General features: G+C 59.9%; 13 protein-coding genes, 1 tRNA gene and 1 pseudogene. 8 read left to right on the forward strand and 7 right to left on the reverse strand.

Annotated elements, in window-relative coordinates; genetic code table 11:
- Positions 1 to 9: 9 nt before the first annotated feature.
- Together F3I15_RS09115 and F3I15_RS09120 are read right to left on the reverse strand one after the other, a co-directional pair.
- Positions 10 to 537: a toxin-activating lysine-acyltransferase gene (locus F3I15_RS09115; RefSeq protein WP_150017573.1), complete on the reverse strand. Its 528-nt coding sequence runs from the start codon at positions 535 to 537 to the stop codon at positions 10 to 12.
- Positions 538 to 539: 2 nt separating this feature from the next.
- The gene (locus F3I15_RS09120; protein ID WP_150017575.1) at positions 540 to 2,231 is read right to left on the reverse strand and encodes a ShlB/FhaC/HecB family hemolysin secretion/activation protein; all 1,692 of its coding nucleotides are present in this window, start codon (positions 2,229 to 2,231) and stop codon (positions 540 to 542) included.
- Between the two features lie 389 nt (positions 2,232 to 2,620).
- On the opposite strand from F3I15_RS09120, the pseudogene F3I15_RS18345 reads away from it, so the two are divergent.
- Positions 2,621 to 2,769: pseudogene (locus F3I15_RS18345) on the forward strand (integrase); the annotation flags it as partial.
- Positions 2,770 to 2,784: 15 nt separating this feature from the next.
- Here F3I15_RS18345 and F3I15_RS09130 read toward each other — a convergent pair.
- Together F3I15_RS09130 and F3I15_RS09135 are read right to left on the reverse strand one after the other, a co-directional pair.
- Positions 2,785 to 2,861 (reverse strand) — tRNA-Arg (locus F3I15_RS09130).
- 95 nt (positions 2,862 to 2,956) lie between these two features.
- The gene (locus tag F3I15_RS09135) at positions 2,957 to 3,460 is read right to left on the reverse strand and encodes a DUF1198 family protein (RefSeq protein ID WP_039383074.1); all 504 of its coding nucleotides are present in this window, start codon (positions 3,458 to 3,460) and stop codon (positions 2,957 to 2,959) included.
- Between the two features lie 176 nt (positions 3,461 to 3,636).
- Between F3I15_RS09135 and folD the strand changes: the two genes are divergently transcribed.
- Positions 3,637 to 4,503, forward strand: coding sequence for a bifunctional methylenetetrahydrofolate dehydrogenase/methenyltetrahydrofolate cyclohydrolase FolD (folD, locus tag F3I15_RS09140; protein WP_039383072.1), 867 nt, complete (start codon positions 3,637 to 3,639; stop codon positions 4,501 to 4,503).
- Positions 4,503 to 4,715, forward strand: coding sequence for a ribosome-associated protein YbcJ (gene ybcJ / locus F3I15_RS09145; RefSeq protein ID WP_039383070.1), 213 nt, complete (start codon positions 4,503 to 4,505; stop codon positions 4,713 to 4,715). The genes folD and ybcJ overlap by 1 nt, the downstream gene beginning before the upstream one ends.
- A gap of 33 nt (positions 4,716 to 4,748) precedes the next feature.
- On the opposite strand, the gene cysS is transcribed toward ybcJ, so the two are convergent.
- Positions 4,749 to 6,134 (reverse strand): cysteine--tRNA ligase, encoded by a 1,386-nt coding sequence (gene cysS / locus F3I15_RS09150; RefSeq protein ID WP_150017577.1) that lies wholly within the window; start codon positions 6,132 to 6,134, stop codon positions 4,749 to 4,751.
- Positions 6,135 to 6,349: 215 nt separating this feature from the next.
- Here cysS and ppiB point away from each other — a divergent pair, with 215 nt between their 5' ends.
- The 4 genes from ppiB to purK all read left to right on the forward strand — a co-directional run bounded on the left by ppiB (position 6,350) and on the right by purK (position 9,262).
- Positions 6,350 to 6,844, forward strand: coding sequence for a peptidylprolyl isomerase B (gene ppiB / locus F3I15_RS09155; RefSeq protein WP_039383066.1), 495 nt, complete (start codon positions 6,350 to 6,352; stop codon positions 6,842 to 6,844).
- Positions 6,844 to 7,560: a UDP-2,3-diacylglucosamine diphosphatase gene (locus F3I15_RS09160; protein ID WP_150017579.1), complete on the forward strand. Its 717-nt coding sequence runs from the start codon at positions 6,844 to 6,846 to the stop codon at positions 7,558 to 7,560. Before ppiB ends, F3I15_RS09160 begins: the two co-directional genes overlap by 1 nt.
- A gap of 131 nt (positions 7,561 to 7,691) precedes the next feature.
- Positions 7,692 to 8,201, forward strand: coding sequence for a 5-(carboxyamino)imidazole ribonucleotide mutase (gene purE / locus F3I15_RS09165; protein WP_039383061.1), 510 nt, complete (start codon positions 7,692 to 7,694; stop codon positions 8,199 to 8,201).
- Complete coding sequence (purK, locus tag F3I15_RS09170; RefSeq protein ID WP_150017581.1) at positions 8,198 to 9,262, forward strand: 5-(carboxyamino)imidazole ribonucleotide synthase; 1,065 nt, start codon at positions 8,198 to 8,200, stop codon at positions 9,260 to 9,262. The genes purE and purK overlap by 4 nt, the downstream gene beginning before the upstream one ends.
- Before the next feature lie 36 nt (positions 9,263 to 9,298).
- On the opposite strand, the gene ybbP is transcribed toward purK, so the two are convergent.
- The gene (ybbP, locus tag F3I15_RS09175) at positions 9,299 to 11,716 is read right to left on the reverse strand and encodes a putative ABC transporter permease subunit YbbP (RefSeq protein ID WP_150017583.1); all 2,418 of its coding nucleotides are present in this window, start codon (positions 11,714 to 11,716) and stop codon (positions 9,299 to 9,301) included.
- Positions 11,713 to 12,399: a putative ABC transporter ATP-binding protein YbbA gene (gene ybbA, locus F3I15_RS09180; RefSeq protein WP_039383054.1), complete on the reverse strand. Its 687-nt coding sequence runs from the start codon at positions 12,397 to 12,399 to the stop codon at positions 11,713 to 11,715. The genes ybbP and ybbA overlap by 4 nt, the downstream gene beginning before the upstream one ends.
- On the opposite strand from ybbA, the gene tesA reads away from it, so the two are divergent.
- Positions 12,367 to 12,999, forward strand: coding sequence for a multifunctional acyl-CoA thioesterase I/protease I/lysophospholipase L1 (gene tesA, locus F3I15_RS09185; RefSeq protein ID WP_150017585.1), 633 nt, complete (start codon positions 12,367 to 12,369; stop codon positions 12,997 to 12,999). The genes ybbA and tesA overlap by 33 nt on opposite strands.
- The last annotated feature ends 11 nt before the right edge of the window (positions 13,000 to 13,010 follow it).

Consider the following 13,010-nt stretch of genomic DNA (forward strand, 5'->3'; position numbering starts at 1 on the left):
ATATCCTTATCAGATTTGCGGTAACACGGCGGCGAGCGGATGCTGCTGGCGCCACCTTTTTGCCGCTTCATGGGTCACGCGACTGCCATGAAAGTTGAATACGCGCCTGCCGCGCTGCTCACCGCGGTGATCCAATGCCCGCCAGCAGGCATGAGGAAAGAGATCGCGCCGGATCAGGCGACTCATCGCGGCGGTATGGCCAAATGGCGCGATCCAGTCGCAGCACCACATGCGCTTGCCGCTGTTCCATGCGTCAGGCGGGAAATGGATAGCGGGCCGTGTAAGATAAAGCGCTTCGGCTTCTTCGTTCAGCCAGGCCCAGCTGAAGAAAAAAACCGGCGTACCCGCTTCAGCCACCAGTACATATTGTTGCTGTTTGATGATCGGCAGCAGCAGCGTCGGCAGGGCGTGCAGCGGCGCATCACGATGCAGCGGCGAGTGCATCCAGAGCCACACCGCCGATCCCAGTATTTCCGCTTCACTCTCTTCACCGCCCAGAATCAGCGGCGATTTAACCTCATACTTGCCTGCGCGCATTCTCAGTAGCTCCAGTTGAGGTTAAAGCCGAGCGTGACGCTGCTGGTACGTAAACCATCAGGCTTCGACAGCGGCGTCCCGATAAACAGGTCATAACCGGTATTCCAGGCCTGACCGCGCAGCCCTGCTACCCCGCCCGCCAGATGCTGGCCGGTCAGCAACTCACTGCCCGCGCCGCCCACCTCGCCATAGTCCGCGCCCAGATAAAACTCCTGTGCAGGCAGCGGCGTACTCCAGGCGATGTCATTGCGGACGAACCAGCCGCGGCTCGCGTTCAGCGTGCGTTCACCGTCGAAACCGCGCACGGTCCAGCGGTTACCTATCGAAAACTGTTCCTGCGGCGTGAGCGGCGTATTACTCATCTGACGCAGGTATTGCGCACCGTAGCGAAAACGCTGGCTGCCGATGCTGAACGGCAGGCTGAACTGCGCACTGAGCTGCACGATTTTGCTCAGCGCCGTCGCCTCGCCGAAATACTCCTCGGGTGCGGGCTCGGCACCGAACCAGCGCGTGCCGCGCTGATAGCTGATGCCCGCATCCAGCGTCGCCTGGCGGATATAGTGGCGGTGTTGCAGACCGATACGCCACGCCGCCGTCTGGCGATGCTGCACCTGAACTTCGGTGTCGTTGATATAGTTGCGGGTTTCGCGCGTCAGGACGTCATAGGTCAGCGAGGTTTTTTGCGAGCCGCTGCGATGCAGTACCCGGCTAAGCTGTAAATCGAGGCTCTGACTTTTCCCGCTATAGCGGTAGTCCTGATGGGTTCCGGCGACCGTCTGGTGATAGTCATAGTCGCTGACCGTTGCGGAGAACATCCAGTATCCAAACGGCACCGAGTAGTGGCCGATGACGTTTTTGCTGCCTTTACCGCCTTTGCCCTGCAGATCGTGCGTGGCCGACAGATAAAAAAGGTCGCTCAGCGCAAAAGGGTTATCGAGCGACAGCGTGACGCCACCCAGATAGCGTCCGGTGCTGCGCGTACCGGAATCATCCAGCGAGAGACCGACGCGCCACATCTTTTTCTGCTGCCAGCGTACCTCTACATCGCTCTCGCCCGGCTGTTCTCCAGGCACGACCGACATATCGGCTACCACGGTCGGCAGCCGCTGCAGGTTTTCCAGTCCCTGTTCGATATCACGCAAATCCAGCAGATTACCGTCACGGGCGGGAAAGGCGCTGTAGAGCCACAGATAACGATCGCTATCCGGCGTCAGCCTGGCCTCCCGCACGTAACCGGGCAGGATCACCAGCCGTAGCGTGCCGCTGTTGAGATCCTGCGAAGGTGCCAGCACCCGCGTAGTCACATAGCCATGATCAACCAGCCGGTTTTGCAGCGTACTCATCAGCAGATTAATGCCGCGCCCGCCCAGGCACTTTCCCTGCGCCTGGCTGGCAATAGCGTTAAGCGGCAGCCAGTGCGGCAGCGCCTGCTGCCCCTCAAGCACGATATGCGTGAGAGGAAAGCAGGGTTTTTCTGCAGGAAAAGAGAGGCGGCCAAAACCAGAAGCGGGCGGTGAAAGTCGCACATCAGGCGCTTTCGGCTCTATCTGCTGCTCCAGCGCCCGCTGGCGCTGTTGCTGCTGCCGGACCTGTTCACCTGCATCAGGTAAGGGTTCCGCAGCGGCCTTACTGATTATAAAAGCAGCAACCAAAAGAGAGAAACAGAGCGTAATTGATGTGTTAAATGAAACCATCAGACAATCCTTGTCACGTAAACTAAACGCAAATCTTGTTAATTAATATAAATATTGCCGCATATTATTCACGAAAATGACCTGATAACAACGCCAGCCTGCTTTTTTTTAAGCCAGACAATTCAGAGTGATTAATCATTCCGCTAACTTTGCCGGGATGTAAGTTATGCAGTGGCAGGAGAAGTGAGAGGTGAAAAAAAGGACCATTATTTACTGAAAAGCCGGACTGCTGGCAAAAGCGCATCCGTCTGCTGACTCAGAATAGTGGCGGAAAACGCCGGATAGCGGTTATCAGGTCCGATTTGCCTGTTGCAAAAAGGCAGCTGATATCGGGTATGAGAATGGGCGGGCGGCGTGGCTGGTTTTTATAGCCTAAGAGTGATGCATGCGGATGGAAACGCATAGAAAGGGTGCCGCGAAATGCTCACTTGGCGCCTGACTACCTTACCGGGCACATGCGAAAAATTGACTCACTTTCAGGAAAAAAGACACAAATACGACACAAGGAGAAAATCAGGTTGGTTTGAAGCTGGCGTAACTGCTTGATTTGACTTGGCGCGCCCTACAGGATTCGAACCTGTGACCTACGGCTTAGAAGGCCGGTGCTCTATCCAGCTGAGCTAAGGGCGCTGAGGAGTTGGGTCGGATTATACGTCGGGAAGCGGGTACGTCAACGTTTTTGCCGTTTCTGTGCAGCGGAGTGCTGCGGGAATAACCAATTTGCATCAATGGCGTTTGCGCCATTCGCTGAGCGACACGAGATTACTGGTGCCGGTGGATTCCCCTTCCAGCTCAATCCCTTGTGGCGTAAAGCGCGCATTATATTGCTCACGCCGCGCGTGCAGCTCCTGGCTGTCCGGCTCCAGCTGGCGCAGAAAGCCCAGCGCGAGCAGCAGCTGCTGGCGGCTGATGAGTGCCGGGAAACCGGCGCGGCTGAGGATCGCATGCCAGCGCTGGCTGTTCTCTTCGCTGCCGTCAACAATCAGTACCTGCCAGATCAGCAGTACCGCTGCGCCATTATGCAGGTGCGTTTCGTTATCGCGGCTGAGGTAGTCGGTGAACTCTTTCGCCGCCTCTTTCCCCATCATCGAGAGCATTGACTCCACCTGTACCGGCGGCAGCTGCAGCCGCTTGCTGAGCCGCTGGGCAGCGTGACGCGAGGCGGCGGTGATCAGCTGAAATCCAGCCACAAACACCACTGCCAGAGTGGCAAGCATTATCCAGATCATTACATCGTTCCCAGAGTGTCCTGCAGATATCATACCCATGCAGGCTGGCACGCGTCACCACGAAAAAAAGCCTGAAAGCGCGCAGGCTGCTGAAACTGTGACTGACAGCCGCCCGCGCTTCTGCCAGAATAGGCACCATCCCCGATTTAACTCTCTACAGATGGATTTCCTCTCTGATGGCAGCAAAAATTATTGACGGTAAAACGATTGCGCAGCAGGTGCGTAGCGAAGTTGCGGAAAAAGTGCAGCAGCGCCTGGCGGCGGGCAAACGTGCGCCGGGTCTGGCCGTGATCCTGGTGGGCGAAAACCCCGCTTCGCAGATCTACGTCACGCATAAACGTCGCGCCTGCGAAGAGGTAGGCTTTGTCTCCCGTGCTTATAACCTGCCCGACTCCACCGGCGAAAGCGAGCTGCTGACGCTGATTGATGAGCTGAACAGTGATCCGGCGATTGACGGCATTCTGGTGCAGCTGCCGCTGCCGGCCGGGATCGACAACGTCAAGGTGCTGGAGCGCATCACACCGGATAAAGATGTGGATGGTTTCCATCCCTATAACGTGGGTCGCCTCTGCCAGCGTGCGCCGAAACTGCGTCCCTGCACGCCGCGCGGTATCATCACGCTGCTGGAGCGTTATAACATCGATACCTATGGCCTGAACGCCGTAGTGGTCGGCGCGTCTAACATCGTTGGCCGCCCGATGAGCATGGAGCTGCTGCTGGCAGGCTGTACCACGACGGTTACTCACCGCTTCACCCGCGATCTGCGCCATCACGTGGAGCACGCCGATCTGCTGGTCGTGGCCGTGGGCAAGCCCGGTTTTATTCCGGGTGACTGGATCAAACCAGGCGCGGTGGTGATTGACGTCGGCATCAACCGGCTGGAGAGCGGTAAAGTGGTGGGCGACGTTGATTTTGCCGCTGCCGCTGAGCGCGCCTCTTACATTACGCCAGTCCCGGGCGGGGTCGGGCCGATGACGGTAGCCACTTTAATTGAAAACACGCTGCTGGCGTGCGAAGCGTATCACGACGTGGAGGAAGCATAATGGCGAGTTTCTCACTGGGTAAACATCAGCACGTTGATCTGTGCGATCTGCTGAAGCTGGAAGGCTGGGTAGAGAGCGGCGCGCAGGCCAAAGCGGTGATTGATGAAGGTGAAGTGCGCGTGAACGGGGCGATTGAAACGCGCAAGCGCTGTAAAATCGTCGCCGGACAGACGGTAGAGTTTGCCGGCCAGCGCATAACGGTGGTCGCATAACAAAAAGGGCGAACCCGGGTTCGCCCTTTTTTCTTATTTACGTCGCCAGGTGGTGCCCTGCGGACCATCTTCCAGCACAATGCCGAGTGCGTTAAGCCGGTCACGCGCCACATCCGCCTGCGCCCAGTCTTTCGCCTGACGCGCGTCGTTGCGCATTTTGATCAGCTGCTCAATCTCTGCGACTTCGTCATTATTCGTCTGCGCTCCGCTCTGCAGGAACAGCTCCGGATCCTGCTGCAGGATCCCCAGCACATTCGCCAGCTCGCGCAATCTGGCCGCCAGCCCGTCAGCCGCCGCTTTATCTTCACTCTTCAGACGGTTCACGTCGCGCGCCATATCAAATAGCACCGAGTAGGCTTCCGGCGTGTTGAAGTCATCATCCATCGCCGCGCGGAAACGCGCTTCAAAAGCTTCGCCACCGGCAGGCTGCGCGCTGGTATCGGTATGCCGCAGTGCGGTATACAGACGCTCCAGCGCCGCACGTGCCTGGTTGAGGTTATCTTCGCCGTAGTTAAGCTGGCTGCGATAGTGTCCTGACATCAGGAAATAGCGTACGGTTTCGGCGTCGTAGTGCTGCAGCACATCGCGCACGGTGAAGAAGTTGCCGAGTGATTTTGACATCTTCTCACGGTCAACCATCACCATGCCGGAGTGCATCCAGTAATTGACATAGGGACCGTCGTGCGCGCAGGTGGACTGCGCCACTTCATTTTCATGGTGCGGAAACATCAGGTCAGAGCCGCCGCCGTGAATATCAAAGTGGCTGCCAAGCTGCTTGCAGTTCATGGCGGAGCACTCGATGTGCCAGCCCGGGCGACCGTTGCCCCACGGCGATTCCCACGACGGCTCATCGGCTTTGGACATCTTCCACAGCACGAAATCCATCGGGTTGCGTTTTACCTCTGCCACTTCCACGCGGGCACCCGCCTGCAGCTGCTCCAGATCCTGACGCGACAGCGCGCCATAATCGGTATCGCTCAGCACATCAAACATCACATCGCCGTTCTCCGCCACGTAGGCGTGACCGCGTTCAATCAGCCGCTCCACCAGCCCAATAATTTCCGCGATATGGCGCGTGGCGCGTGGTTCCAGATCCGGCGGCAGGATGCCCAGCGCGGCAAAATCCTGGTGCATCTCCGCAATCATGCGGTTGGTCAGCGTCTCAATGGTTTCGCCATTTTCGTTAGCGCGGCGAATAATTTTGTCATCAATATCAGTGATATTACGCACATACTTCAGCTGATAGCCAATATAGCGCAGGTAACGCGCCACTACGTCAAATGCCACAAACGTACGCCCGTGGCCGATATGACAGAGGTCGTAAACCGTAATACCACACACGTACATGCCGATTTCACCAGCATGAATAGGTTTAAATTCCTCTTTCTGTCGACTCAGGGTGTTATAGATCTTTAGCATTGAACGGTTCCGTTTTTATCGTGTGCGGGAGACGCCTTCTTTGGTAGCCTGATATTGTGCCGTATTTTTCTGACTTGTGCATCGCTGAGATACCAGATGCCGTTGCCTTGCTGACGCGTTCCGGGAAATTATGTTATAAGAGGCGTCGACAAAATGCCCGTCCGCACGCGAACGCGGCAACTGATACTGAATACAACCTCCACAGGACGAATATAATGGTCACTTTCCAGACGAACCATGGCGATATCGTAATCAAAACCTTTGATGATAAAGCGCCGGCCACCGTACAGAACTTCCTGGACTACTGCCGTGAAGGTTTTTATGACAACACTATTTTCCACCGTGTCATCAATGGCTTTATGGTTCAGGGCGGCGGTTTCGAACCGGGCATGAAGCAGAAAGCCACCAAAGCTGAAATCCGCAACGAAGCGAACAACGGCCTGAAAAACACCAAAGGCACGCTGGCGATGGCGCGCACTCAGGCTCCGCACTCGGCAACCGCACAGTTCTTTATCAACGTTGCTGACAACGACTTCCTGAACTTCCGCGACGAAAGCCTGCAGGGCTGGGGTTACTGCGTGTTTGCTGAAGTGGTTGAAGGTATGGATGTCGTCGAAAAAATCAAAGCGGTGAAAACCGGCCGCAGCGGTATGCATCAGGACGTGCCGACCGAAGACGTTGTCATCCAGAAAGTGACCGTCAGCGAGTAATGTCGCGCACGCTGTTTATCGCAGATCTCCATCTGTGTCAGGAAGAACCGGCAATTACTGCCGGTTTTCTGCATTTTTTGCAGAGTGAAGCGCGGCAGTGCGAGGCGCTTTACATCCTGGGCGATCTGTTTGAAGCCTGGATTGGCGATGACGATCCTAATCCGCTGCATCAGCAGATCGCCGCCGCCCTGCGCGCCCTGCCGGTGCCGGTCTATTTTATTCACGGCAACCGCGATTTCCTGCTGGGCAAGCGCTTTGCCCGCGCCAGCGGCATGACGCTATTGCCAGAGGAGCAGGTGCTGGAGCTGTATGGTCAGCGCGTGCTGATTATGCACGGCGACACGCTCTGCACGGATGATGCTGGCTATCAGCGTTTTCGCGCAAAGGTCCACCAGCGCTGGCTGCAGCGGCTGTTTCTGGCGCTGCCACTGCGTCTGCGGTTGCGCATTGCGGCCAGAATGCGCGCCGGCAGCCAGCAGGCGAACCAGCATAAATCGCTGGCCATTATGGATGTGAACCCGCAGGCGGTGACAGCAGCCATGCAGCGCCAGCAGGCTCCGCTGCTGATCCACGGCCATACGCACCGGCCGGAAATCCACACGCTCTCTCTGAATGGCCTTCCCGCGCAGCGCGCTGTTCTTGGGGCATGGCACGACGCAGGCTCGATGATCCAGCTGGACGCCAGCGGCGTAAAACTGATCGCCTTCCCCTTCTGATTTCGCGGGTGCAATTGCCCGTTTTCTGGCCGCGCAACCGTTTTCCTTGCTGCTATCTCATGCTATCCTCTGTGCCCTTCTTACCTGCCTCACCGGCCAGGTTCGTTTGTCTATTCACAGGAGTTGACCGCATGTCATCCACTGCCGCCCCGGCCCGTATCGCTATCGTCATGGGTTCCAGAAGTGACTGGGCTACCATGCAGTTCGCCGAGGAAATTCTCAACAGCCTGGACGTTCCCTTTCACGTAGAGGTGGTTTCTGCCCACCGCACCCCGGACAAGCTGTTCAGTTTTGCTGAAGGCGCCGCTGCGCATGGCTACCAGGTGATTATTGCGGGCGCCGGCGGTGCTGCGCATCTGCCCGGCATGATCGCAGCAAAAACGCTGGTGCCGGTGCTGGGCGTACCGGTGCAGAGCGCCGCGCTGAGCGGTGTTGACAGCCTCTACTCGATTGTACAGATGCCGCGCGGCATTCCGGTGGGTACGCTGGCCATTGGCAAAGCGGGCGCAGCCAACGCGGCGCTGCTGGCCGCGCAGATTCTGGCCACCCACGATGCGGCACTGGCGTCGCGTCTCACTGCGTGGCGCCAGGCGCAGACCGATGAGGTGCTGGAGAATCCGGATCCGCGGGGTGAGGCATGAAGCCGGTATGCGTACTGGGTAACGGTCAGCTGGGCCGTATGCTGCGCCAGGCGGCTGAGCCGCTGGGCATTGCGGTCTATCCGGTGGGACTGGATGCGGAGCCCGCCTCGCTGCCCATTGCAGAGAGCGTGATCACCGCCGAAATTGAACGCTGGCCGGAAACCGCCCTGACGCGCGAGCTCGCCCGCCACCCCGCCTTTGTGAACCGCGATATCTTCCCGCGCCTTGCCGATCGTCTGACGCAGAAGCAGCTGCTGGATGAGCTTGATCTGGCTACCGCACCCTGGCAGCTGCTGGCCGCACCTGATGAGTGGCCGGCGGTATTTGAGACGCTGGGCGAACTGGCAATTGTTAAACGCCGCACCGGCGGTTATGACGGTCGTGGCCAGTGGCGGCTGCGGGCGGATGAAACAGAGACGTTACCCGCTGAGTGCTATGGCGAGTGCATTGTGGAACAGGGCATTAATTTTAGCGGTGAGGTTTCGCTGGTAGGCGCGCGCGGTCAGGATGGCAGCATGGTGTTCTACCCGCTGACACATAACCTGCACGAAGAGGGCATTCTGCGCACCAGCGTGGCGTTCCCGCAGGCGGATAGTGCACAGCAGCAGCAGGCGGAAACCATGCTGCGCGCCATTATGCAGGCGCTGGATTACGTGGGCGTCATGGCGATGGAGTGCTTTATCACGCCGCAGGGACTGCTGATCAATGAGCTGGCACCGCGCGTGCACAACAGCGGTCACTGGACGCAGAACGGCGCGTCTATCAGCCAGTTTGAGCTGCATCTGCGCGCCATTCTTGGCCTGCCGCTGCCGCAGCCGGCGGTGTTCGCTCCCTCGGTGATGGTGAACCTGATCGGCAGCGACGTAAACCACGCCTGGCTGGCGCAGCCGCTGGTGCATCTGCACTGGTATGGCAAAGAGGTCCGGCCCGGCCGCAAGGTGGGACACCTGAATCTCACTGACAGTGAGCCGTCACGTCTTGCCGCCGCCCTGCACGCGCTGCAGCCGCTGCTGCCGCCGGAATACGCCTCGGGCCTCACCTGGGCGCAGGCGAAGCTCTGAGTTGCTGACGGGACCCCTCAGACAGAGGGATCCTGATTACGCCGCGTCAAAGCGCCGGAACAGCGCTTTGCCCTTCAGCAGTCGCACGCCCAGCCAGCCGCCGCACAGCGACAGCAGAAGCGCTCCGCACAGCGGTAGCGCAAACCACAGCGTCCAGTCGGGCTGCCAGGGAAAATCGAAAATTTTACGCTGCAGTGCCCACAGCGCGGCTTCTGCCCCCAGCGCAGCCGCTATTCCGGAAACCACGCCGAGCAGAGCAAACTCACACCACAGCGTGCCGCGCAGCAGACGTTTGCTCGCGCCCAGCGTGCGATACACCACCAGCTCCTGACGACGCTGGCGCATGCCGATCTGGATCTGCGCCAGCAGCAGCAGCACGCCGCACAGCGTCACCAGCACCACCATGATTTCCAGCGCCTGGCTCACCTGCGCCAGCACCTGGCCAATCTGTTTCATGATGCTGCCAATATCGAGCAGGCTCAGCGTCGGGAACGTCCGGTTCAGCTGCGCCAGCAGCGCCGGATTGTTCGCCATGCGGAAGCTGGTCAGCCATGTCTGCGGCTGCTGCTCCAGCGCGCCGGGCGGGAAGATAAAAAAGAAGTTAGGCCGCAGGCTCTCCCAGTCCACCTTACGCAGACTGCTGATGCGCGCGCTGAACGTCTGCGTATCGCCGCTAAAGGTCAGCTCATCCCCCGGCTTAACGCCCAGCCGCTGCGCCAGTTCGGCTTCAATCGAAACCTCCCCTGGCCGCGGGGGCCAGCTGCCGGCAAGCAGCGGGTTGTGATCCGGCCGCTGCGCCTGCCAGGTCAGATTGAGCTCGCGGTTCAGCGCATTATCCTGCCGCGGATCGGCCGCTTTGCCGTTCAGCTCAACCAGACGCGCGCGCACGACGGGATAAAAGGTTTCCGGTTTGATCTGATGCTGCTGCAAAAAGTCACGCACCTGCGGCACCTGCGCCTGCGTAATATTCAGCAGAAAATAGTTTGGGGCATCCGGCGGCAGCTGCTGCTGCCAGCGATCGAGCAGATCGCCGCGCATAACCAGCAGCAGCGCCAGCAGCATAAAAGAGAGCGAGAACGCGGCGAGCTGGCTCAGCGTCATTGCCGGCTGTCGCAGCAGACGGTTAATGGCCAGCCGCAGCGCCAGGTTACGCACAACCAGCCGGCGCAGCAGCAGCAGCGTACCCCAGCCCAGCACGGCGAGCAGCAGCGCCAGCAGTACGACGCCGGTGAGCAGCGCCCAGAGCATTTTGCTGCCCCCCAGCAGCAGCGCCAGCAGCAGCACCACCACCAGCGCCATCACCGGCAGATAGAGGCGCAGCGGCCAGACGCGCGCCACCGCATCGCGCCGCAGTACGCGCAGCGGCTGGGTCGCCATCAGCAGACGATAAGGACGCAGCCCCACCAGCAGGGAGATAATAAACATAGTGCCGAGCGCCCAGAGCCATGGCCAGAGGCTGGCGGCAGGCAACGAGGCGGGCAGCACCGGCTTCAGCAGGGTAAGCAGCAGTAGTTCGATCCCCTGCCCCAGCGCGCTGCCGGTCACGCCCGCTAGCAGCAGCACCGCCAGCCACTGGCCGATAATCAGCCGCTGCAGCGCACGTCGCGTGGCCCCCAGCGTTTTCAGCACCGCCACCAGATCGTAACGGCTGCGGCAGTAGTGGCTCATGGCTACCGCCACGGCCGCGATGGCCAGCAGCAGCGTCAGTAATGCCGACAGCAGCAGAAACTGCTGCGCGCGCTGCATGGAACGGCCCAGCGCATCCTCTGAATTTTCGGTGCTTATCCAGCGTTCGCCCGCTTTAAGGCGCGGCTCGATCCAGCGATCGTAGCGTGCCAGCGGTGCGGCGTCGCCGGAAAACTTATAGCGCCAGCTCAGGCGGCTGCCGGGCTGAACGGCGCCGGTTTTTTCAACGTCCGCCAGGTTCATTAATAGACGAGGCGCCGTCTGGAAGGGATTAAATCCGCTGTCCGGCTCCTGGATCACCGTACCGGCAATGCGAAGCGTGGCGTCCCCGACCTCTATCGGATCGCCGACGCGCAGATCCAGCAGCGCCAGCAGACGCGCGGCGACCAGCACGCTGCCTGCCGCCGGACGCAGGCCCGGTGGCTCGGTCTGCAACGTACCAAACATCGGATAGGCGTCATCCACCGCTTTAACATCTGCCAGCTGCGGCGTCTCCCGCGCAAAGGTCATGGTGGTGAAGCTGAGCTGACGGCTGATCGCTAATCCCTCCTCATGCGCCTGCGTCAGCCAGGCTTCCGGCACCGGCCGGCTGCTGCGCAGCGTACGATCGCCCGCCATAAAGTCGCGGCTCTGCTGGCTGAGTCCTTTCTCCATGCGATCGCTGATAGAACCCAAAGCCAGCACGCAGGCCACCGCCAGCGTCAGCGCCAGCCAGACAATCAGCAGCGAAGGCGAGCGCCATTCGCGCCAGAACCAGCGCCAGATCATGCCTCCTCCCACAGCTTGCCGTCACGCAGCCGCAGCCGCCGATCGCAGCGCGCGGCCAGCTGCTCATCATGGGTCACCAGGATCAGCGTCGTGGCGTAATCACGGTTGAGCGAGAACAGCAGATCGGCAATGCGCTCCCCGGTCTGACGATCGAGATTACCGGTGGGCTCATCCGCAAACAGCAGGCCGGGACGCCCGCTAAATGCACGCGCCAGCGCCACCCGCTGCTGTTCGCCTCCTGAAAGCTGTGCAGGAAGATGATGCAGGCGCGCTTTCAGGCCAAGCTGCGCCAGCAGCTCGCTGGCCTGTGCGCGGCTGTCGCGATCGCTCTCGCCGCGCAGCAGCGCCGGCAGCTGCACGTTCTCCAGCGCGTTTAGCGTGGGCACCAGCATAAATGACTGAAACACAAAACCGACTTCGCGTGCGCGCAGCGCCGCGCGCTGCTCTTCGTTCATGCGGTGCAGCGGCTGACCCAGCAGATGCACCTCGCCGCTGCTGCCATCATCCAGCCCGGCGAGGATCCCCAGCAGCGTCGACTTTCCCGATCCCGATTCGCCAATCAGCGCGAGCGTCTCGGCTGGTTTGACAACCAGCTCAACTCCGGTAAGGATTGAGAGCTGATGCTCACCCTGACCGACGGACTTAGTAAGATGATGAACCGCAACAATGTTTTCCGCTGGCATTATCCCTTCCTGTGTGTGGTGCTGCTGCTGGTATCGCGCATCGCTGCAGCCGATACGCTGATGGTATTAGGTGACAGCCTGAGCGCCGGCTACCGGATGTCTGCCAGCGCCGCCTGGCCTGCCCTGCTCAGCACGCGCTGGCAGCAGCAGCCCAACGTCGTCAATGCCAGCATCAGCGGTGATACCGCCGGACAGGGTCTGGCACGGCTGCCTGCACTATTAAAACAGCATCAGCCGCGCTGGGTGTTAATCGAACTGGGCGGTAATGATGGTTTACGCGGTTTTCCGCCGCAGGCTATCGCGCAGGATCTGCGTGCGATTATCCGTGCGGTAAAAGCCGCTGACGCGCAGCCGCTGCTGATGCAGATCCGGCTGCCCGCTAATTATGGACGACGATACACTGAAGCGTTCAGCGCCATCTATCCGCGCCTGGCGGAAGAGTACAGCCTGCCGCTGGTGCCCTTTTTTATGGAGCAGGTCTATCTGAAGCCGGAGTGGATGCAGCAGGATGGTATTCACCCCAATCCGGATGCGCAGCCGTTTATTGCCGGCATTATGGCTGACGCGCTGGCTCCGCTAGTTAAGCATGACTCGCGCTGAGTCGTGCTATT

Source organism: Pantoea sp. M_9, assembly GCF_008631385.1.
Classification (GTDB): Bacteria; Pseudomonadota; Gammaproteobacteria; order Enterobacterales; family Enterobacteriaceae; genus Pantoea; species Pantoea eucrina.